The following is a 19922-nucleotide window of genomic DNA, read 5'->3' as shown; positions in this document are numbered from 1 at the left end:
AAGGAAGAATGATGTCAGATCGTACGATTGGAATTTTAGGTTTGGGGATTTTCGGGAGTAGTGTCCTGACAGCCCTAGCCAAGCAAGATATGAATATTATTGCCATTGACGACCACGCCGAGCGTATCAATCAATTTGAGCCTGTTTTGGCGCGTGGAGTTGTGGGCGATATTACAGATGAGGAGCTCCTCAGAACCGCAGGAATTGATACCTGTGATACGGTTGTAGTCGCAACAGGGGAAAATCTGGAGTCTAGTGTGCTTGCAGTTATGCATTGTAAGAGTCTAGGTGTACCAAGGGTTATTGCCAAGGTCAAAAGCCAGACAGCTAAGAAGGTGCTGGAAAAAATTGGTGCCGACTCGGTGATCTCGCCAGAATATGAAATGGGGCAGTCTCTAGCGCAGACCATTCTCTTTCATAATAATGTTGATGTCTTTCAGTTGGATAAAAATGTGTCTATCGTAGAGATGAAAATTCCGAGTGTTTGGGCAGGTCAAAGCCTGAGCCAGCTAGATTTGCGTGGCAAATACAACCTCAATGTCCTAGGATTTCGTGAACAGGAAAATTCACCGCTGGATGTCCAATTTGGCCCTAATGACCTCTTGAGGGCAGATGCCTATATCTTGGCGGTCATTAATAACCAGTATCTAGATGACTTGGCAGAATTAAATTCGTAAGGAGGGAGCACCCCCTCTTTTTTGATGTCCTAGATAGCAAATAGAGGCAGAACACCTTGTATTCCAGTAAAAGTCCTTCAAAAACTGGACTTTATGGTAGAATAGAAAGAAGTGACAAGAGAGAGTAATACTCTTCGAAAATCTCTTCAAACTACGTCAACGTCGCCTTGCCGTAGGTATAGGTAACTGACTTCGTCAGTTCTATCTGCAACTTCAAAGCAGTGCTTTGAGCAACCTGCGGCTAGTTTCCTAGTTTGCTCTTTGATTTTCATTGAGTATAAGAAAAAATCAGTCCCCTAAAGGAGTAGATTATGAAGTTATTGTCTATCGCCATCCCTAGCTATAATGCCGCAACCTATCTTCATTACTGTGTGGAGTCGCTAGTGATTGGTGGTGAGCAAGTTGAGATTTTGATTATCAATGATGGGTCTCAGGACCAGACTCAGGAAATCGCTGAGCGTTTAGCCAGCAAGTATCCTAGCATCGTTAGAGCCATCTATCAGGAAAACAAAGGCCATGGGGGTGCCGTCAATCGCGGCTTAGCGGAGGCTTCTGGGCGCTATTTTAAAGTAGTTGATAGTGATGACTGGGTGGATCCTCGTGCTTACCTAAAGATTCTTGAAACCTTGCAGGAACTAGAGAGCGAGGGTCAAGAGGTAGATGCCTTTGTGACTAATTTTGTCTATGAAAAGGAAGGTCAGTCTCGTAAGAAGAGTATGAGTTACGAGTCAGTCTTGCCTGTCCAGCAGATTTTTGGCTGGGATCAGGTCGGAAATTTCTCAAAAGGCCAGTATATCATGATGCACTCGCTGATTTATCGAACAGATTTGTTGCGAGCGAGCCAGTTCCAATTGCCTGAGCATACTTTTTATGTCGATAATCTCTTTGTCTTTACCCCCCTTCAGCAGGTTAAGACCATGTACTATCTGCCTGTCGATTTCTATCGTTATTTGATTGGGCGTGAGGACCAGTCTGTCAATGAGCAAGTGATGATTAAGCGCATTGACCAGCAACTCAAGGTTAATCGACTCTTGGTAGACCAGCTTAATTTATCTAAAGTAAGCCACCCCAAAATGCGAGAATATCTGCTGAATCATATTGAGATTACGACGGTGATTTCCAGTGCCTTGCTCAACCGAGCAGGCACAGCAGAGCATCTTGCCAAAAAACGGGAGCTGTGGACCTATATTCAGCAGGAAAATCCAGAGGTCTTTCAGGCTATTCGCAAAACCATGTTGAGCCGTTTGACCAAACATTCAGTCTTGCCAGCTCGCAAACTGTCCAATGTCGTCTATCAAATCACCAAGTCTGTTTATGGATTTAATTAATATAAGTATTTTATAAGAGGGATTTAAGAAAAATTTTAACTTTTTCTTAATCCTTTTTAATTTTAGGAGATTATACTAGAGTCATCAAATAAAGAAAAACTCTAAGGAGAATCCTATGAAATTCAATCCAAATCAAAGATATACTCGTTGGTCTATTCGCCGTCTTAGTGTCGGGGTTGCCTCAGTTGTTGTGGCTAGTGGCTTCTTTGTCCTAGTTGGTCAACCAAGTTCTGTACATGCCGATGTGGTCAATCCGACCCCTGCTCAAGTTGTACCAGACGCAACTTCGGTGAGTGAAAAGAACGACTTGCCAGCAGAACTTCTCAAAGAAGCAGTCGATGCAGCTCTTCATTCAGAACAGGCAGACTCAGCACCTAAAGCAAGCTTGGATACTACAAGCTCTCCAGAAAAAGCGGATGTAGCTGCTAAAGACCAAGTAGTAGCACCAAAAGAAGAAGTGCAAGCAAAACCAGAATCTAAGAAAGAAACAGAAGATGCGGTTAAACCTGCGACAAATCCTGCGCCTACAGTTTCTGGACAAGACCGTGAAGCAAATGAAGTTCAACCAGCAACCACTCCAGCTGAAGTGCAAAAGGGCGTGGCCGACAATACTAAAGACACAGTAGATGTCCCAGCTACTTACTTGGACAAAGCCAACTTCCCTGGCCCATTCACAGCTGGTGTGAATCAAGTTATTCCATACGAATTCTTCGCTGGTGACGGTATGTTAACACGCCTTATCTTGAAAGCATCAGACAAGGCTCCGTGGTCAGACAACGGTTCAGCTAAAAATCCCGCTCTCCCACCAGTAGAAAAATTGGGCAAAGGTCTCTACTTCTACGAAGTGGACTTGGCAGGTACCCAAGGTAAATCTGATAAAGATCTTCTAGACCTCTTGAAACAAAATGGTACGCAAAGCTACAAGGCAACCATCAAAGTGTACGGTGCAAAAGATGGCAAGGACGATTTGAGCAATCTCGTAGCGACTAAGGATTTGACAGTGAATTTGCATGGACATCAGTCTCTGATTCCGATGCAATCAGGCTTCGTCCCATCTTCTAATGGTTCAGCTATGCCGGCTCCAATGATGAATAGTCATCAAGATGCATCTAATATGAAAGCTCAAATGCCTAGTGCTAATCAAGATGAGATGAAATCTAAAATGCCATCTGCTAGTCAGGATAAGATGATGCCTAGCAAAGAGCAGGACAAAACCATGGATGCTAGCCAGCCAATGGCAACACCAAGCATGAAACAAGATCAAGCTCCAGCAGCCTCAAGCAAAGCGTCTGATGAAGGCAAGATGACATCCAATGACAAGGCATCAAGTCCAATGATGGCTGATCAAATGAAAGGCCAAAAAGACATGCTTCCATATACTGGTGAAGCCCAAACATCAATGGCTACTCTTGGATTCTTTGGATTAGCTTTGGCCGGCCTGCTAGGTGGACTCGGTTTGAAAGCTAAAAAAGAAGAAAATGACTAGTCTAGCTACAGACTTTCTATCTAGGATATGAAAAATCCAGATATCGTTTAGAATGTTCGTAAAGAGATTAAAATAGTGTTATACTATTGTGGTATAGCACTGTTTTTTTCAAAGGAGAGACAGATGGGAAAGACAATTTTACTCGTTGACGACGAGGTAGAAATCACAGATATTCATCAACGTTATCTGGTTCAGGCAGGATATCAGGTTTTGGTGGCTCATGATGGAGTAGAGGCCTTGGAAATCTTCAAGCGAAAAGCGATTGATTTGATTATTACAGATATCATGATGCCTCGGATGGATGGTTATGATTTGATTAGCGAAGTCCAGTATCAATCTCCAGATCAGCCTTTTCTCTTTATCACGGCTAAGACTAGTGAGCAGGACAAGATTTACGGCCTGAGCTTAGGGGCAGATGACTTTATTGCCAAGCCCTTTAGCCCTCGTGAGCTGGTTTTGCGTGTCCACAATATCTTGCGGCGTCTTCATCGTGGAGGTGAGACAGAGGTCGTTAGTCTCGGGGATTTACGGATGAATCACGGTAGTCATGAGGTCCAAGTCGGAGATGTGGCGCTTGATTTGACCGTCAAATCCTTCGAACTTCTATGGCTTCTAGCCAGCAATCCAGAGCGGGTTTTCTCTAAGACAGACCTCTATGAAAAGGTCTGGCAAGAAGACTATGTGGATGATACTAATACCTTGAATGTTCATATTCATGCTCTGCGACAGGAGTTGGCTAAACATGCTAGTGCAGAAACACCGACCATCAAAACCGTCTGGGGTTTGGGCTACAAAATTGAGAAAGCACGAGGTAGTTAATGAAATTAAAAAGTTATATTTTAGTGGGGTATGTCATTTCAACACTCCTAACGATTATCGTGGTTTTTTGGGCTGTTCAAAAAATGCTGATTGCGAAAAGCGAGATTTACTTTTTGCTTGGGATGACCATCGTTGCCAGCCTTGTCGGTGCTGGGATTAGTCTCTTTCTCCTGTCGCCGGTATTTACGTCATTGGGCAAACTTAAGGAACATGCCAAGCGAGTAGCGGACAAGGACTTTCCATCAAATCTGGAGGTTCAAGGTCCTGTAGAATTTCAGCAATTAGGCCAAGCTTTCAATGAAATGTCCCATGATTTGCAGGCGACCTTTGATTCCTTGGAAGAAAGCGAACGAGAAAAGGGCTTGATGATTGCCCAGCTGTCGCATGATATCAAGACTCCCATTACTTCGATTCAAGCGACGGTAGAAGGGATTTTGGATGGGGTTATCAAGGAAGGAGAACAGGACCATTATCTAGCAACCATTGGGCGTCAGACGGAAAGACTCAATAAACTGGTTGAAGAGTTGAATTTTTTGACCCTAAATACAGCTAGAAATCAGGTGGAAACTGCCAGCAAGGACAGCATTTTTCTGGACCAGCTCTTGATTGAGTGCATGAGTGAATTTCAGTTCTTGATTGAGCAGGAGGAGCGAGATGTCCATTTGCAGGTAATCCCAGAGTCTGCTCGGATTGAAGGAGATTATGCCAAGCTTTCTCGTATCTTGGTGAATCTGGTCAATAACGCTTTTAAATACTCTGCTCCAGGAACCAAGCTGGAAGTGGTGGCTAAGTTGGAGAAGAACCAGCTTTCAATCAGTGTGACGGATGAGGGGCAGGGCATTGCACCAGAGGACTTGGAGAATATTTTCAAACGCCTTTATCGTGTCGAAACTTCGCGCAATATGAAAACAGGTGGTCATGGCTTAGGCCTTGCGATTGCGCGTGAATTGGCCCATCAATTGGGTGGAGAAATCACAGTTACCAGCCAGTACGGCCTCGGAAGCACCTTTACCCTCCTTCTTAACCTCTCTGGCAATGAAAATAAAGCTTAAAACCCCTTTACAAATCCAGCCATTCATGGTACAATAGATTTCGTGTGAAATATCAGCAGGAAAGCATGAAGCTCGTCAACAGGTGTCTTATGATAAGTAACCTTGGCTGTTTAGGCGAAGGGCATCTGCACGAATCAGGGCTTTCTAAGTGACTATTTCCACCGAAATATTATTTATATCAGGAGGACATTTACATGTCACGTTATACAGGACCATCTTGGAAACAAGCTCGTCGCCTTGGCCTTTCACTTACAGGTACAGGTAAAGAATTGGCACGTCGTAACTATGTACCAGGACAACACGGACCAAACAACCGTTCTAAATTGTCAGAATACGGTTTGCAATTGGCTGAAAAACAAAAACTTCGTTTCACTTACGGTGTAGGTGAAAAACAATTCCGTAACTTGTTCGTACAAGCTACAAAAATCAAAGGCGGAATCCTAGGTTTCAACTTCATGCTTCTTTTAGAACGTCGTTTGGATAACGTTGTTTACCGTCTTGGTCTTGCGACTACTCGTCGTCAAGCACGTCAATTCGTAAACCACGGTCACATCCTTGTTGACGGAAAACGCGTTGATATCCCATCATACCGCGTAACTCCAGGTCAAGTGATTTCAGTTCGTGAAAAATCATTGAAAGTTCCAGCTATCCTTGAAGCAGTAGAAGCTACTCTTGGACGTCCAGCATTCGTATCATTCGACGCTGAAAAATTGGAAGGTTCATTGACTCGCTTGCCAGAACGCGACGAAATCAACCCAGAAATCAACGAAGCACTTGTCGTTGAATTCTACAACAAGATGTTGTAATATTTTATTGAATCAGATAGGCTTTAGAGCCTTGATATTGAGCACTTTGGGGCGCTTTCCCTTAGTGCTTTTTTTGTTTTTACAATAGCTTTTAAGCATACAGCTATAAGTATCTATACGCGACTAGACCTGTATAGTTTAAAGTGATATAATAGTCTAAAAGGAGGTACTACTATGAATGTTTTAGAAAAAAATACACAGGTAAACTTTAAGACTAACAGAGACTTGTTAGAGAAGGCTAAAGCTATTATCACAGCGCAAAATCTTGATATGACAGCCAGTTTTAACTTGTTTTTAGAACACATTGTAGAAAATAAAGCCTTGCCATTTGAAACTCAAGTAGACAAAGAAAGAGAAGAACTTCTATCAGGGTTGCGTGCTGAAATTGCCCGTAGCTTTGACGATTTAGAACATGGAAGAACTTACAGTCTTGATGAAGTGAGGGCTAACCTTGGAATTTAACGAGAACGCATATAGCCTTATTATCTCCGAAACGGTACAAGAACAGCTAAGAGGTATTAAAGATTATATCTCAGCTAACTACTTTTCAGAACAGGCAGGGGCAAACACAGTTAAGAATATTCTTTATGGTTTGGAACGTCTTGAAGTTTTCCCAGAAGCAGGATTTGATGCTGACGAAAGAGTAGGAGGGATTATATACCCACCCCACAAAACTCGATGCATCATTTTAGGAGATTACCTAGCCTTCTATCATATTTTAGAGGACAGAAAAGCTGTCTTTGTATCAGATATTATTCATAGCAAACAGGACTACATCCGCTTGTTTAAGAAAAAATAGCGCCTAGGTGAGCCTGCTTTTTGGATTCTCTAAAATACTAGACAAGATGAAATTTCTAGTTCTAGCATTTCAATAGCTACAAATAAATAGAGAAAAACAAAAAAAGACTTAGTCTTTATTTAAAATATATTAGAAATAATATGAAAATCTTTTTATAAAAATATTATATTCAATAATACTGACACAATAGAAATTGAGAAGAGATAGTATTCTTCGTTTTTATATTTCAGGTTCTCACAATATGAAAAATCGATGGTATAATAAGATTAGACGGATTATTTATTGAGGTGATAGCGATGAAATATTTTAAATTAATCAATGGTGGAACTTATCATATTGATGAGTTTGAAGAGAAAACAAATAAAGACTTACCATATTATCAAAATGGCAGTAAGTACGCATTGTGTCCAACTTGTGGTTCTTCGATTCAACTTATTGGAGGGGAAAATAATAATACGCAAAATAGATCTGAAAGATATTATGCGGCACATACAAAAAATCCTATAGAAGGACTGCCATACGACATAGGAAGAAAAAGTAATTGTGCAAATTATGAAGGAAATCAAGATAATTGGCAGGGTATTTATCAAAGGAGACAAGGGTTTCCTGAAAATGAAGAATTATCTAGATTTATAGACAATAATAAGTCAGATATTGCTAAAAAAGTTGGTGACTTAATTGGATTTAATGGAATAAAATGTAATGGGGAGCCAAGTGCTATTTTTAACCGATTATTAAATTCTTTCAAAGAAAACGGAGGATTATGTATTTCACCAGAACAATTTGCACTTGAATATATTCCTAGAATGATTATCGAAGGAGCTGAGCCAGTTATTTGCTGGGGTTCAATTCCTCATGAGGAAATACGCAATAGTATCCTACAACATCCATTGTTACAAGATTCAATTGACGGGGGACAATTTAAACCAAATATTGAAACAAGACTTATTTGTGTTCTAAATAATGGGATTGCTCCTACTCGAATCCTAATCAGATTATTGTTTGAAGATGGAGAATTGAACTTAAAACAAGTAAATGCTAGAGTTTTGTAAGGGGGATAGGCGACGGTATAAAGATAAAAAAGAGAAACCTCATAATGAAGTTTCTCTTGCTTTTAATCGTCCGAATCAATATTCTTATTTCAAAAAAAGGTAGTGAAAAAGGTAGTCATTCGAATGATTCGTCTTGCAATATAGTGAAATTAACAAAAAGAAAAAACGCTGATCAAGCGTTTTTCTTCTGTATTGATCCGTATTGAATGCTTACTTAACTTCTGTAAACACAACGTGTTTGCGAAGTTTTGGTGAGTATTTCTTCAATTGAAGACGGTCTGGAGTGTTACGTTTGTTTTTAGAAGTAAGGTACAAGCGTTCACCAGATTCTTTGTGTTCAAGTGTAATATTTACGCGCATGGTATCTCCCTTCTATTATTCAGCTGATGCAGCTTTAGCGATTTTACGTCCTTTGTAGTATCCTTTAAGTGATACACGGTGAGAACGTGAGTAATCTCCAGTAGTTTCGTCAAAGTTTACAGATGGAGCTGTTACTTTGTAGTGTGTACGACGTTTGTTTTTCTTCGCTTTTGAAGTGCGACGTGCAGGTACTGCCATTTTGATTTCTCCTTTTAGGTATTTATATTCGATTCAATCTACTGATCTTCATCAACCATACTAGAATAACACATTTTTTTTGTAAAGTAAAGTTACTTGACAAAAAAAGATGAAAAAATTAGAAGGTCATTCCCTGAATTAATCGAAATTTTCTGAAAATTCAAGAATTTTCTTCTGTTCATTGCCTTTAAAATGTGCTATAATAGTTAAAACTGAAACGGGAGGGATAAGATGACAGAATTAGATAAACGTCACCGCAGTAGCATTTATGACAGCATGGTTAAATCACCAAACCGTGCCATGCTTCGTGCGACTGGTATGACAGATAAGGACTTTGAAACACCGATTGTGGGAGTGATTTCGACTTGGGCGGAAAATACACCATGTAACATTCACTTGCATGATTTTGGGAAATTGGCTAAAGAAGGTGTCAAATCAGCAGGTGCTTGGCCTGTGCAGTTTGGAACTATTACCGTAGCGGACGGGATTGCCATGGGAACGCCTGGTATGCGTTTCTCTTTGACATCTCGTGATATCATTGCGGACTCAATCGAGGCGGCTATGGGTGGTCACAACGTGGATGCCTTTGTCGCTATCGGTGGCTGTGACAAGAACATGCCTGGTTCTATGATTGCCATTGCTAATATGGATATCCCAGCTATTTTCGCCTATGGTGGAACCATTGCACCGGGAAATCTTGATGGCAAGGACATTGACTTGGTTTCTGTCTTTGAGGGTATCGGAAAATGGAACCACGGTGACATGACAGCTGAGGACGTGAAACGTCTTGAATGTAATGCCTGCCCTGGACCTGGTGGCTGTGGCGGTATGTATACTGCTAATACCATGGCGACTGCTATCGAAGTTCTCGGTATGAGTTTGCCAGGGTCTTCCTCTCACCCAGCTGAATCAGCTGACAAGAAAGAAGATATCGAAGCAGCAGGACGTGCTGTTGTTAAGATGTTGGAACTTGGTCTCAAACCATCAGATATCTTGACCCGTGAAGCCTTTGAAGATGCTATCACTGTAACCATGGCACTCGGTGGTTCTACAAACGCCACTCTTCACTTGCTTGCCATTGCCCATGCTGCCAATGTTGACTTGTCACTTGAGGACTTCAATACGATCCAAGAGCGTGTGCCTCACTTGGCCGACTTGAAACCATCTGGTCAGTATGTCTTCCAAGACCTTTACGAAGTCGGTGGTGTGCCTGCGGTTATGAGATACCTCTTGGCAAATGGTTTCCTTCACGGAGACCGCATTACATGTACTGGTAAGACTGTTGCTGAAAACTTGGCTGACTTTGCAGACCTTACACCAGGTCAAAAAGTTATCATGCCACTTGAAAATCCAAAACGTGCAGATGGACCGCTTATCATCTTGAACGGGAATCTTGCTCCAGACGGTGCGGTTGCTAAGGTATCAGGTGTTAAGGTGCGTCGTCACGTTGGACCAGCTAAGGTCTTTGATTCAGAAGAAGATGCGATTCAGGCAGTTCTGACAGATGAAATCGTTGATGGCGATGTAGTCGTTGTTCGTTTCGTTGGACCTAAAGGTGGTCCTGGTATGCCTGAGATGCTGTCACTTTCATCAATGATCGTTGGTAAAGGTCAAGGAGACAAGGTTGCCCTCTTGACAGACGGACGTTTCTCTGGTGGTACTTATGGTCTGGTTGTTGGACATATCGCTCCTGAAGCTCAGGATGGTGGACCAATTGCCTACCTTCGTACAGGCGATATTGTTACGGTTGACCAAGATACTAAAGAAATTTCCATGGCCGTATCCGAAGAAGAACTTGAAAAACGCAAGGCAGAAACTACCTTGCCACCACTTTACAGTCGTGGTGTTCTCGGTAAATACGCCCACATCGTATCATCTGCTTCACGCGGAGCCGTGACAGACTTCTGGAATATGGACAAGTCAGGTAAAAAATAAACTTAAAAAGCAAGCCAATCTCGGCTTGCTTCTTTTCATCTTCAAAAGTGATTTGCCTGCTTAACGAGGTGGCAGTCCAAGGGCAATACGGCCATAGCGACTGATTCGTGTAATCTTCCAGGCAGGCGACCAGGTAACTTCAACCTTGACATCTTGGATACCCTCGATTTGTTTCAGACCTGCCACGATTTCGATAGGCAGGCTTTCGGCACAATCGCAGGCTGTGTCAGTGAAGGTCATGACAATCTTACAGAGACCCGTTTCGTCCAGATTGATTTCATAAATCAACCCTAGATTGTAAACATCCAATTCCACATCTGTATCAAAAACCTTCTCTAGTTTTTCGATAATTTGGTCTTGTATGGCCAAAGCGCGGTCATTGATTTTGATATCGTCTCTCATAATAGTCCCTCCACGTGATAAATATCCTCTATTTTCTCATAATTCTGACAATTTGGCAAGTTTTTGATGAATTTTCTGAAAAATATGATAAAATGAAGAAAATACTGAATCAAGGGGATGCCTATGGAGCAGATTGGAAAAGTCTTTAGACAATTACGAGAGTCAAGAAATATCTCGCTGAGACAAGCAACTGGGGGACAATTTTCGCCGTCTATGTTGTCCCGCTTTGAAACAGGTCAGAGTGAGCTTTCGGTGGAAAAGTTTCTATTTGCCCTAGAAAATATATCTGCCAGTGTGGAGGAAATCCTCTTTCTGGCGAGAGGTTTTCAGTATGATACAGATTCTGAGTTGAGAAAAGAAATCATAGATGTCTTGAATCCAAAGAACATAGCTCCGCTTGAGGACTTGTATCGCAGGGAGTATCAAAAGCATGCACATTCTCAAAACAAACAGAAACATATTCTAAATGCCATTATTATCAAATCTTATATGAAGAGCATGGATGAAAGGGTAGAGTTAACAGCAGAGGAAGGGAAAGTTCTTCATGATTATTTGTTTTCTACCGAGATCTGGGGAATCTATGAACTCAATTTATTTTCAGTCAGTTCTCCCTTTTTATCTGTTTCTCTTTTCACTAGATATGTACGAGAAATGGTACGTAAATCTGATTTTCTAATGGAAATGTCTGGCAATCGAAACCTTTTTCACACTATACTATTGAATGGTTTTTTAGCCAGCATTGAATGTGAAGAATTTACCAATGCCTCTTATTTTAAACGTGTTATCGAAGAGCATTTCTACAATGAAAATGAAACCTATTTCCGGAGAGTCCACTGAAAAAATAGGTCTCTTACTTTTAATGAAATGAAAACCGAGGAATCTCTCGTTAATTTGAGCGAGTTCCTCGGTTATTTTGTATTTATTAAGGTCATAATTCGTTTCATATTGACCACGAAGATGGTTGTGGCTGCCTGTAACTCCATGCTGAAAAGACCCGATGCTCTCGCGACATCAAAGCCATGTCTCTGTTTTAGTTCGGCATTCTTTGCTTCGATTTTATAGCGATGTCTGGCCATTTCTTTAAAATAAGGTGTTTCCTGAAATTTCTTCTGGAAAAGATGGTCGTCACTCTTAATGGCTATTGAATAAGTTTTAGACTTTGCCCCCTCCTTATAACATCCTTCCTTGGAAAGGCAACTCTTGCACTTCTCAATGTCAAAGTAATGAGTGACAACTTGATTCTTATTTTGATATTTTTTCCCTGTCCTTGCTTTGCGAACAGCCATGTGTCCTTCTGGACAGACAAATAGCCCTGCATCTTTATTAAATTCAAACGCATCCTCTTCTTTACGGTAACCTTTTGAAACTGAAGGGTTCAGTTTTGACACCAAATGAATCTTTTCTTTGCGAGCTAGTTGAATATTGTCCTTTCCTGAATAAGCCGCATCACCAATAATAGTCTCGATGTCCAGACTATTTTCCTTTGTTTTGGCATATAACTCAGGTAAATATTTCCCATCGCTTTGTTCACCAGAAGTGACCACACAAGCAGTAATAATCCGTTCATCCGTCATAGCGATATGACTTTTATATCCATAGAAAGAGCTGTCGGCTGTCTTATGTCCAAGCCTAGCCTCCTCCTTAACAGAAGCTTCCAAGTGTTCTAAGTCGTCCTCGACAGCCTCTTTTAGGTAATTGAACTTTTGAGACACAGCCGGTAGGGCTAAGAGTTCCTCGTGTTTTTCAACCACAGCCATTAATTCCTCTGTATAGGTCAACTCTGCTTCGAGGTTATCTTCCTGAGGTTTCTTTGGAAATTCTATTTTGATATCTTCTGAATGTTGATAAATTGTTTTACGTAAAGCTTTTGAACGCTCTCTAAGGATTTCTTGGGGTTTCTTATGATTATAATGAGATTTGGTGTGAGTGGCATCCACAATGAGGATTTTACTCTTAATCAAGTTATGTTCGAGTGCAATTTGAACAGACTTCTGAATCAATACATCAAGCAGTTTATCATCTTTAATTCTTAGCTTTCTAAATTTTGTCAAAGAGGATGGCTCGATAACAGAATCCTCAGGAGCTAGACCAAGAAAAAATTTAAAGGCCATATCTGACAAGGAACGTCCTACCACATCTACATCTGATAACTTATAAATATCTTTTAACAAGAGATATTTGAACATCATAATCGGTGAATAAGCTTTACGCCCAAAATCGGGACGATAATTCTTTTCTAGTTCATCATAAATAAAGCTAAAATCACAGAGTTCAGTTAGCTGACGTAAAAAGTGGGTTTTAGGAACCACGATATCATACAAACTAGAATAAGGACTGACATCCATAGTTAACTGATTATCAAGCATTATTTCACCTCATCTCTAGTATAACAAAAAAGCCATCAATTTAATGACTTTTTCAGTAGGCTCATTTCCGAACGGTCTATTTGTGGGCGGAAGGTCTCCTTGATAGCAAGCAAGGTAGAGTCAAGGAAGGCCAGAAAAAGATGGAGAATGCTGTCCGTATTTTTGAGATGCTCGGCTGTAATAAATCTGCTGAATACTATAGAAAAACTCCCGATTGTTGAATATTTGCAAACTAAGAAAATTATTTGAAATTTGAAGCGATAGAACTGTTGGACTCTCTCGTGTCGCTGGAGAAATTCTATCGGTTCTTTTTGCTCATTTTATTTGTTGCATATATTCAAAAGTTTACCCTTTCAAATTTCTAAGTGCTATACTATAGTCATACTTCACATAAAACTTCTAACAAGAAGGGAGATTACCTATGAAACTATTGTTTAGAAATCAAGCTTATCGACTCTTGACTTTGTCACGCTTCTTCAATGCTTTTGGTGCTTCGATTTTTAACCTGGTATTTATCGTTTATGCATCGACCTTGCCACAAGCATCTTTTGCTGTTGCTATGGCGAATATTGTCATGATTCTTCCGACTCTCTTTACAGTTTTTGTAGGGATTCGGGCAGATTACACGAGGGACAAGGTCAAATGGATGGTCTATAGCGGTTTGTTTCAGGCGGTTTTATTTTTTCTAGCAGCCCTAGTTGTCCAGCAAGCTAGTCTCTTTGCCTTTTCTAGCCTGTGTTTAATCAATGTCATTAGTGATGTTATCAGTGATTTTGCAGGTGGCTTGCGCATGCCTCTTATTAAGGAAAAAGTAGCTGAAGATGATCTGATGGAGGCTTATTCTTTTTCCCAGTTCATCACCTATATTTCAGCTATTGGTGGTCAAGCTTTCGGAGTCTGGCTCTTAGGGCTATCGGTCAATAATTTTTCTCTCGTTGCGGGAATCAATGCCTGTTTCTTCCTCGTATCAGCTTCTGTTCTCTTTTTAGGAAAAAGCAAATTAAGACTGTCAATGTCATCTGCTGATGGTGAAAACCTAAAAAATGAGAAGCTATCTATCAAAGAGCAGTTCCTAACAATTTACCAAAATTTACGTCTCGTTTTTCTTAAAAGTGGACAGAAAAACTTTGGTTTTATGCTCTGTGCTGTCTTGCTTATCAATGCCTTGGGTGGCGCTTTGGGTGGAATTTATAATATCTTCTTTTTGAGCCATTCTCTTTTGGACTTTTCTTACACAGAGGCATTATTTATCAGTCAATTCTGTGCTTTGTTAGCAGTCATCATCAGTAGTCTTACGGGAAATGATTATTTTGGGAAGCAGTCTTTGCCTAGATTGATGATGTGGGCGACCGTAGGACTCAGTCTAATTGGTCTGGCTAATTTATTCAATCAAGTCATACTTGGTTTGCTATTCCTCTTTTTAACTCTGTATGTGTCTGGTAAAGTTTCACCAAAGATTAGTGCCATGCTCATGAAAAATCTAGCTCCAGAGGTTCTAGCTCGTACCAGTAATTTTTTAGGTTTATTGTTTACCTTATCCATACCTGTGGGAACAGCCTGTTTTTCACTTGTAGCTGTATGGAATATACAGTTGACTTGGATGCTATTTGTTGGTCTTTCCTTGATAGCTATTCTTTTGACAATCCTTAATCTCAAAAATGATATCTAATACTCTTCGAAAATCTCTTCAAACCACGTCAGCTTCGCCTTACCGTAGATATGGTTACTGACTTCGTCAGTTCTATCCACAACCTCAAAACACTGTTTTGAGCAACCTGCGGCTAACTTCCTAGTTTGCTTTTTGATTTTCATTGAGTATAAATCCTAATTTTTTCTTACTGTTTTAATCCCTCTATTTATGGTAAAATAAGACTATTAAGTTTAAAGAGGATTCCCTATGAAATTACAAAAACCAAAAGGAACGCAGGATATTTTACCTGCTGAATCTGCCAAATGGCAGTACGTTGAGGGCTTTGCCCGTGAGATTTTCAAGCGCTACAACTATGCAGAAGTGCGCACGCCCATTTTTGAGCATTACGAGGTTATCAGTCGCTCTGTCGGAGATACAACGGATATCGTAACCAAGGAAATGTATGACTTTTATGACAAGGGTGACCGTCATATTACCCTCCGTCCAGAAGGAACAGCGCCAGTTGTCCGTTCCTACGTGGAAAATAAACTCTTCGCCCCAGAAGTGCAAAAGCCAAGTAAGTTCTACTACATGGGCCCTATGTTCCGCTATGAGCGTCCACAGGCAGGACGTTTGCGCCAGTTCCACCAGATTGGTGTTGAGTGTTTTGGCTCTAGCAATCCAGCTACCGATGTGGAAACCATCGCGATGGCAGCCCATTTCTTGAAAGAAATTGGCATCCAAGGTGTCAAACTACACCTCAATACGCTTGGAAATCCTGAGAGCCGTGCGGCTTATCGTCAAGCCTTGATTGACTATTTGACACCGCTCAAGGAGACCTTGTCTAAGGATAGCCAGCGTCGCTTGGAGGAAAACCCTCTCCGTGTCTTGGACTCTAAGGAAAAAGAAGACAAGGTGGCAGTGGAGAATGCACCGTCTATCTTGGATTTCCTTGATGAAGAAAGCCAAGCTCATTTTGATGCGGTGCGTCAGATGTTGGAAAATCTTGGGGTAGACTATATCATTGATACCAATATGGTGCGTGGTCTGGACTACTACAACCACACCATTTTCGAGTTTATCACTGAGATCGAGGGCAATGACTTGACCGTCTGTGCGGGTGGTCGTTACGATGGTTTGGTTGCCTACTTTGGTGGTCCTGAAACTGCTGGCTTTGGTTTTGGACTTGGTGTAGAGCGCCTGCTTCTCATTCTTGAAAAGCAAGGTGTGGCCCTCCCTATCGAAAATGCCCTAGATGTCTATATTGCAGTCTTGGGAGAAGGAGCAAATGTTAAGGCCTTGGAATTGGTACAGGCTCTTCGCCAACAAGGTTTCAAAGCAGAGCGTGATTACCTCAACCGTAAGCTCAAAGCTCAGTTCAAGTCAGCCGATGTCTTTGCGGCTAAGACCCTCATCACTCTAGGTGAGAGCGAAGTCGAAAGCGGACAAGTGACGGTCAAGAACAACCAAACCCGAGAAGAAGTGCAAGTGTCACTTGAGACAATCAGCCAAAACTTCTCAGAAATCTTTGAAAAACTAGGATTTTAATGATAGATAAACCGGTCAGGAACCTACCCCTGACCTTTTTCTTTTGCAAAATGACAAAAATCATAAACTTTTTGACAAATATGCTTGTCAAAAAGAAAAAGATGTGTTACAATGTAAGCAAGTTAAGAGAAAAGGAGAAAGGAATGCTTAAAAATCGTCTAAAAGAGCTTCGGGCTCGCGATGGTCTCAATCAAACCGAACTGGCTAAGCTAGCAGGGGTTTCCAGACAGACCATTAGCCTACTAGAACGGGATGAGTACACCCCATCCATTATCATTGCCCTGAAAATATCTCAGATTTTCAACGAAACAGTCGAATCGGTATTTCGCTTGGAGGAGGACGAGTGATGAACAAGTATAAAGTAATCTATTATGTAGTTGCCATAGCTTTATTAGTCAGCGTATTTCTATTGATTGGGATGGACTTAGGATGGTTTAATCCCTATCAGAGTAACCAATTTATTTGGGTCTACTTTGCTCTTATCCCAGTCGTTGAATGGATTGAAAAGAAATCAAAAAATCTAGCAAGTGAAAAAGGAGAATGAATATGAAAAAGAAAAAGAAACGTGGATTGTTATTTTTAATGTCTGTTGTCTCGGGAGCTTTCTTGTACATGTTTGTAGATATGTTGAAGGCTGGTGCCGAATTCCACGGAATTATGTTAGATGCAAAAATCTTGATACCATGGCTATCAGCCATTTGTTTACTATTAGGTTTCGTTGGCATTGTTTTGACGTTCGATTTCTTAAAGAAAAGCAGAAAATTTCATTCCTTGTACCAAGAGGAAATGGATGATGACCTGAATGAAACCTATTATGTGCAAATGTATCGGAATCTTGAGTTTGGAAACATTACTTCTAATATTACAAGTGTAGCGATTTTATTGGCTCTTGTCATCTCAGGTAGTGAAGTAATTGTACTCGATGTAAGTCGTATAACATTTTCCCTTTCCTTTTTGGAATTAGTGCTGTTCTTGCAGAGTCAAAAATATCTTTCTAAAACAATTGCGATCGTTCGTCAGTTTGATTTGGAACTTTTCGCTACACCAAAGGATGTCTTGAACTATATTAATTCTTATGATGAAGGGGAGCGTCAGGCTAATTTGGAACAGAGTTTTCAGATTTTATTCCAATTAAACCAATATGTCTTACCAATCTTGTATATTTTTCTTTTTATCGTTTCTTTATTGACAGGAGAGATTCAACTACTAGCCTTCATGCTTGTAGGAGCAATCCATATTTATATCAATGTGATGCAGTTGTCTATGGTGAAACGTTATTTCAAATAAAGGAGTTTCTATGATTCGTGTTGAAAATGTAAGCAAAAGTTTTGGGAGCAAAAAAGCTCTTCATCAGATTTCTTTTGAGATTAAGGAGGGTGAAATCTTTGGTTTTCTTGGCCCTTCTGGCTCAGGTAAAACAACCATGATCAATGTCTTGACAGGTCAGTTGGCTGCAGATCAAGGTAAAACAGTTTTGTTAGGCAAGAATTCTCAAGATTTAACCTCAAATGATTTGGAACAAATTGGTATTGTTAGTGATGGTAGTGGTTTTTATGAAAAGATGAGTCTTTACAAAAATCTTCTCATCTATGCTAAGTTATATGGTCTCAAGTCAGATAGAGTAGATCAGGTGCTCCAACAGGTTGGATTGGCAGATGCTAAAGATATTATCGCAGAAAAGTTATCTACTGGAATGAAACAACGAATGTTCTTGGCTCGTGCCCTTCTTAATGCACCTAAGATTCTCTTCCTTGATGAGCCAACCAGTGGCTTAGACCCTACAACATCTAAGATGATTCATACCCTACTTCAAGAATTAAAGCAGGCGGGGACAACTATCTTTCTGACCACGCATGATATGCATGAAGCAACTCTGCTTTGTGATCGCTTATCTCTTTTGAATAAGGGTAATTTAATAGAGTATGGAAGTCCGCAAGATATTATCCAGAAGTACCATGTGGATAAGAAAGTACGTGTGGTTTATAATGATGGACGAGAACAGATAGTTCCATTTGAAGAATTACCACATTTAGACACGACAGATTTGATGGTGGTTCACTCTTGTGAGCCAACCCTAGAAGAAATCTTTATCAGATTGACAGGAGAAAAGTTAGATGTTTAGAAAATTAAATGCCCTACTATGGTTAAGAGTGCAAGTTCTTATTAGCAATTCAACTTTGTTAGCGACTTTATTGATGCCTTTTGGTATTGCTGTTTTTTATAATGAATTTTTAAATAAGAATGGACAATTAAGCCTATTTTTACTATCTGCTAGCTTGACGATGGTCTTGAGCATGGGAAGTGGTTATATGGTATCGATTATGATGGCAGAAGATAAGGAAAAACGAAATCTTAAATCACTCATCCTAAGTGGTGTGACAGCAACAGAATATACTTTCAGTATGCTTGTTCTCCCTATTCTGATAATGTTACTTGCTATGATTGTACTTCCCATCTATCTTAAAGTAGATCTATCTGGTTATTTATTTGCCTACGTTATCTATTTGCTCCTAGCAACTATTAGTATTATTTTTCTCAACCTTCTAATCGGTGCGGTGTCAGATACTCAATCTAAAGCGCAAGTCTATAGTATCTTCCCTATGTTAATTGTCTCTTTTTTACCTATGATTGCTCTTCAAAATGATACGGCTCAGAAAGTGTTGGATTACTCGTTCGTCGGTCCTATTGTAAATCTTTTAAATAAAAAAGGTGGAGAAATATCTTTTTCTAATATCGGCATGTTACTTGCCTGGGTACTTGTGTTAGGGATAGCAAACCTCTTTGTATTGAAAAACAGCTATAAAGCAAGATAGGAGATTTATATGAAACTACTTAAAAATCTTGGCTGGTATCTTCTAGTCCTTCTATCCTTTTTCTTTATCTATAGCTTCATTCAGGGGTTGGCGACTGCTTCTCTTGCCTTAGGCGCTTCACCCTATGCTGTTACCTTACTCTATGTGGCCTTGGCTGGAGTTTATGTGTATGGCATTTACAAATGGTACCAGAAAGGTCCTGTCCATACTGAGAAGAGTATCTTCAACCGATTTATTTGGCTTCCTGCCTTGGTTTGGTTCTTATCTCTTGTCGTTCAATTTTTCTTGCCAGATGATCCTTCAGTAAATCAACAAATAGCGACAGACTTGACCTTGTCTCAACCACTCTTCTCCTTCTTTGCGGTCGTTATTTTTGCTCCTTTGATAGAAGAGCTTATCTTTAGAGGAATGTTGGCGCGCTATCTCTTTCCTAAGCAGGACAATAGTAAACAAACTCTGATTTTTCTTCTGGTATCCAGTGTTCTGTTTGCCTTGATTCATTTCCCAGGTGATGTGCAACAATTTTTTGTCTATTTTAGCCTTGGTTTTAGTTTGGGCTTGGCTTATATTAGCAGAAAAGGTCTGGTCTACAGTATTTCTCTCCACGCTTTGAATAATTTAGTCGGCTTTTTGATGATACTCATGCTATAA

The 19922-nt window shown here is 40.4% G+C and carries 22 protein-coding genes and 3 pseudogenes; 21 read left to right on the top strand and 4 right to left on the bottom strand.

Going from position 1 to position 19922, the window contains the following annotated elements; genetic code table 11:
* The first annotated feature begins 11 nt into the window (after nt 1–11).
* From ACN076_RS00830 to ACN076_RS00785, 10 genes and pseudogenes are all read left to right on the top strand, one after another.
* On the top strand, nt 12–677 hold the full coding sequence (locus ACN076_RS00830; protein WP_001283910.1) for a potassium channel family protein: 666 nt from the start codon (nt 12–14) through the stop codon (nt 675–677).
* A gap of 311 nt (nt 678–988) precedes the next feature.
* Nucleotides 989–2005, top strand: coding sequence for a glycosyltransferase family 2 protein (locus ACN076_RS00825; RefSeq protein WP_420789976.1), 1017 nt, complete (start codon nt 989–991; stop codon nt 2003–2005).
* Between the two features lie 115 nt (nt 2006–2120).
* Nucleotides 2121–2295, top strand: a pseudogene (locus ACN076_RS00820) (YSIRK-type signal peptide-containing protein); the annotation flags it as partial.
* Nucleotides 2295–3491: an SSURE domain-containing protein gene (locus ACN076_RS00815; RefSeq protein WP_420790240.1), complete on the top strand. Its 1197-nt coding sequence runs from the start codon at nt 2295–2297 to the stop codon at nt 3489–3491. The pseudogene ACN076_RS00820 and the gene ACN076_RS00815, both read left to right, overlap by 1 nt.
* 123 nt (nt 3492–3614) lie before the next feature.
* The gene (locus ACN076_RS00810) at nt 3615–4310 is read left to right on the top strand and encodes a response regulator transcription factor (protein WP_261015003.1); all 696 of its coding nucleotides are present in this window, start codon (nt 3615–3617) and stop codon (nt 4308–4310) included.
* Nucleotides 4310–5362, top strand: a complete 1053-nt coding sequence (locus tag ACN076_RS00805; RefSeq protein ID WP_420789975.1) for a HAMP domain-containing sensor histidine kinase — start codon at nt 4310–4312, stop codon at nt 5360–5362. The genes ACN076_RS00810 and ACN076_RS00805 overlap by 1 nt, the downstream gene beginning before the upstream one ends.
* 194 nt (nt 5363–5556) lie before the next feature.
* Nucleotides 5557–6168 carry a 30S ribosomal protein S4 gene (rpsD, locus tag ACN076_RS00800; RefSeq protein ID WP_000092756.1) on the top strand — a complete coding sequence of 204 codons (612 nt, stop codon included), beginning with the start codon at nt 5557–5559 and terminating at the stop codon, nt 6166–6168.
* 174 nt (nt 6169–6342) lie between these two features.
* Nucleotides 6343–6630 carry a type II toxin-antitoxin system RelB/DinJ family antitoxin gene (locus ACN076_RS00795; RefSeq protein ID WP_001101478.1) on the top strand — a complete coding sequence of 96 codons (288 nt, stop codon included), beginning with the start codon at nt 6343–6345 and terminating at the stop codon, nt 6628–6630.
* Nucleotides 6620–6967 (top strand): type II toxin-antitoxin system RelE/ParE family toxin, encoded by a 348-nt coding sequence (locus ACN076_RS00790; protein ID WP_293963958.1) that lies wholly within the window; start codon nt 6620–6622, stop codon nt 6965–6967. Before ACN076_RS00795 ends, ACN076_RS00790 begins: the two co-directional genes overlap by 11 nt.
* A 296-nt stretch (nt 6968–7263) precedes the next feature.
* On the top strand, nt 7264–8019 hold the full coding sequence (locus ACN076_RS00785) for a hypothetical protein (RefSeq protein ID WP_420789974.1): 756 nt from the start codon (nt 7264–7266) through the stop codon (nt 8017–8019).
* A gap of 210 nt (nt 8020–8229) precedes the next feature.
* Here ACN076_RS00785 and rpmG read toward each other — a convergent pair whose 3' ends face one another.
* Together rpmG and rpmF are read right to left on the bottom strand one after the other, a co-directional pair.
* Nucleotides 8230–8379 carry a 50S ribosomal protein L33 gene (gene rpmG, locus ACN076_RS00780; RefSeq protein ID WP_001265622.1) on the bottom strand — a complete coding sequence of 50 codons (150 nt, stop codon included), beginning with the start codon at nt 8377–8379 and terminating at the stop codon, nt 8230–8232.
* Between the two features lie 15 nt (nt 8380–8394).
* Nucleotides 8395–8577, bottom strand: coding sequence for a 50S ribosomal protein L32 (gene rpmF, locus ACN076_RS00775; protein WP_000290417.1), 183 nt, complete (start codon nt 8575–8577; stop codon nt 8395–8397).
* A 231-nt stretch (nt 8578–8808) separates the two neighbouring features.
* On the opposite strand from rpmF, the gene ilvD reads away from it, so the two are divergent.
* Nucleotides 8809–10512 carry a dihydroxy-acid dehydratase gene (gene ilvD, locus ACN076_RS00770; protein WP_000137346.1) on the top strand — a complete coding sequence of 568 codons (1704 nt, stop codon included), beginning with the start codon at nt 8809–8811 and terminating at the stop codon, nt 10510–10512.
* A 60-nt stretch (nt 10513–10572) separates the two neighbouring features.
* Here ilvD and ACN076_RS00765 read toward each other — a convergent pair whose 3' ends face one another.
* Nucleotides 10573–10914, bottom strand: a complete 342-nt coding sequence (locus ACN076_RS00765) for a metal-sulfur cluster assembly factor (RefSeq protein ID WP_420789973.1) — start codon at nt 10912–10914, stop codon at nt 10573–10575.
* A gap of 123 nt (nt 10915–11037) precedes the next feature.
* On the opposite strand from ACN076_RS00765, the pseudogene ACN076_RS00760 reads away from it, so the two are divergent.
* Nucleotides 11038–11748: pseudogene (locus ACN076_RS00760) on the top strand (Rgg/GadR/MutR family transcriptional regulator); the annotation flags it as partial.
* 74 nt (nt 11749–11822) lie between these two features.
* On the opposite strand, the gene ACN076_RS00755 reads toward ACN076_RS00760, so the two are convergent.
* Nucleotides 11823–13280 (bottom strand): IS1182 family transposase, encoded by a 1458-nt coding sequence (locus tag ACN076_RS00755; RefSeq protein WP_101786106.1) that lies wholly within the window; start codon nt 13278–13280, stop codon nt 11823–11825.
* A 62-nt stretch (nt 13281–13342) separates the two neighbouring features.
* Between ACN076_RS00755 and ACN076_RS00750 the strand changes: the two are divergent.
* The 9 genes and pseudogenes from ACN076_RS00750 to ACN076_RS00710 form a co-directional block, all read left to right on the top strand.
* Nucleotides 13343–13501 (top strand): annotated as a pseudogene (locus tag ACN076_RS00750) (Rgg/GadR/MutR family transcriptional regulator); the annotation flags it as partial.
* A gap of 200 nt (nt 13502–13701) precedes the next feature.
* Nucleotides 13702–14949 (top strand): transporter, encoded by a 1248-nt coding sequence (locus ACN076_RS00745; RefSeq protein WP_420789972.1) that lies wholly within the window; start codon nt 13702–13704, stop codon nt 14947–14949.
* A gap of 228 nt (nt 14950–15177) precedes the next feature.
* Nucleotides 15178–16458, top strand: coding sequence for a histidine--tRNA ligase (hisS, locus tag ACN076_RS00740; RefSeq protein ID WP_078353102.1), 1281 nt, complete (start codon nt 15178–15180; stop codon nt 16456–16458).
* A 143-nt stretch (nt 16459–16601) separates the two neighbouring features.
* On the top strand, nt 16602–16805 hold the full coding sequence (locus ACN076_RS00735; protein ID WP_025173208.1) for a helix-turn-helix transcriptional regulator: 204 nt from the start codon (nt 16602–16604) through the stop codon (nt 16803–16805).
* Nucleotides 16805–17002 (top strand): hypothetical protein, encoded by a 198-nt coding sequence (locus ACN076_RS00730; RefSeq protein ID WP_261031778.1) that lies wholly within the window; start codon nt 16805–16807, stop codon nt 17000–17002. The genes ACN076_RS00735 and ACN076_RS00730 overlap by 1 nt, the downstream gene beginning before the upstream one ends.
* A gap of 2 nt (nt 17003–17004) precedes the next feature.
* On the top strand, nt 17005–17745 hold the full coding sequence (locus ACN076_RS00725) for a DUF3169 family protein (RefSeq protein WP_261031777.1): 741 nt from the start codon (nt 17005–17007) through the stop codon (nt 17743–17745).
* A gap of 10 nt (nt 17746–17755) precedes the next feature.
* A complete protein-coding gene (locus ACN076_RS00720; protein ID WP_261031775.1) occupies nt 17756–18580 on the top strand; it encodes an ABC transporter ATP-binding protein in 825 nt (274 codons plus the stop codon).
* Nucleotides 18573–19271, top strand: coding sequence for an ABC transporter permease (locus ACN076_RS00715; protein ID WP_420789971.1), 699 nt, complete (start codon nt 18573–18575; stop codon nt 19269–19271). Before ACN076_RS00720 ends, ACN076_RS00715 begins: the two co-directional genes overlap by 8 nt.
* A gap of 9 nt (nt 19272–19280) precedes the next feature.
* A complete protein-coding gene (locus tag ACN076_RS00710) occupies nt 19281–19922 on the top strand; it encodes a CPBP family intramembrane glutamic endopeptidase (RefSeq protein ID WP_084927098.1) in 642 nt (213 codons plus the stop codon).

Source organism: Streptococcus sp. K0074, from assembly GCF_048843365.1.
GTDB classification, from domain to species: Bacteria; Bacillota; Bacilli; order Lactobacillales; family Streptococcaceae; genus Streptococcus; species Streptococcus mitis_BM.
This window is presented reverse-complemented; position numbering and strand designations above follow the sequence as displayed.

Bases quoted from the DNA above. Each gene is read 5' to 3' on its own strand.
- ACN076_RS00830 (WP_001283910.1), top strand. From the start codon at position 12: ATGTCAGATCGTACGATTGGAATTTTAGGTTTGGGGATTTTCGGGAGT.
- ACN076_RS00825 (WP_420789976.1), top strand. From the start codon at position 989: ATGAAGTTATTGTCTATCGCCATCCCTAGCTATAATGCCGCAACCTAT.
- ACN076_RS00810 (WP_261015003.1), top strand. From the start codon at position 3,615: ATGGGAAAGACAATTTTACTCGTTGACGACGAGGTAGAAATCACAGAT.
- ACN076_RS00805 (WP_420789975.1), top strand. From the start codon at position 4,310: ATGAAATTAAAAAGTTATATTTTAGTGGGGTATGTCATTTCAACACTC.
- rpsD (WP_000092756.1), top strand. From the start codon at position 5,557: ATGTCACGTTATACAGGACCATCTTGGAAACAAGCTCGTCGCCTTGGC.
- ACN076_RS00795 (WP_001101478.1), top strand. From the start codon at position 6,343: ATGAATGTTTTAGAAAAAAATACACAGGTAAACTTTAAGACTAACAGA.
- ACN076_RS00785 (WP_420789974.1), top strand. From the start codon at position 7,264: ATGAAATATTTTAAATTAATCAATGGTGGAACTTATCATATTGATGAG.
- rpmG (WP_001265622.1), bottom strand. From the start codon at position 8,379: ATGCGCGTAAATATTACACTTGAACACAAAGAATCTGGTGAACGCTTG.
- rpmF (WP_000290417.1), bottom strand. From the start codon at position 8,577: ATGGCAGTACCTGCACGTCGCACTTCAAAAGCGAAGAAAAACAAACGT.
- ilvD (WP_000137346.1), top strand. From the start codon at position 8,809: ATGACAGAATTAGATAAACGTCACCGCAGTAGCATTTATGACAGCATG.
- ACN076_RS00765 (WP_420789973.1), bottom strand. From the start codon at position 10,914: ATGAGAGACGATATCAAAATCAATGACCGCGCTTTGGCCATACAAGAC.
- ACN076_RS00755 (WP_101786106.1), bottom strand. From the start codon at position 13,280: ATGCTTGATAATCAGTTAACTATGGATGTCAGTCCTTATTCTAGTTTG.
- ACN076_RS00745 (WP_420789972.1), top strand. From the start codon at position 13,702: ATGAAACTATTGTTTAGAAATCAAGCTTATCGACTCTTGACTTTGTCA.
- hisS (WP_078353102.1), top strand. From the start codon at position 15,178: ATGAAATTACAAAAACCAAAAGGAACGCAGGATATTTTACCTGCTGAA.
- ACN076_RS00735 (WP_025173208.1), top strand. From the start codon at position 16,602: ATGCTTAAAAATCGTCTAAAAGAGCTTCGGGCTCGCGATGGTCTCAAT.
- ACN076_RS00730 (WP_261031778.1), top strand. From the start codon at position 16,805: ATGAACAAGTATAAAGTAATCTATTATGTAGTTGCCATAGCTTTATTA.
- ACN076_RS00725 (WP_261031777.1), top strand. From the start codon at position 17,005: ATGAAAAAGAAAAAGAAACGTGGATTGTTATTTTTAATGTCTGTTGTC.
- ACN076_RS00720 (WP_261031775.1), top strand. From the start codon at position 17,756: ATGATTCGTGTTGAAAATGTAAGCAAAAGTTTTGGGAGCAAAAAAGCT.
- ACN076_RS00715 (WP_420789971.1), top strand. From the start codon at position 18,573: ATGTTTAGAAAATTAAATGCCCTACTATGGTTAAGAGTGCAAGTTCTT.
- ACN076_RS00710 (WP_084927098.1), top strand. From the start codon at position 19,281: ATGAAACTACTTAAAAATCTTGGCTGGTATCTTCTAGTCCTTCTATCC.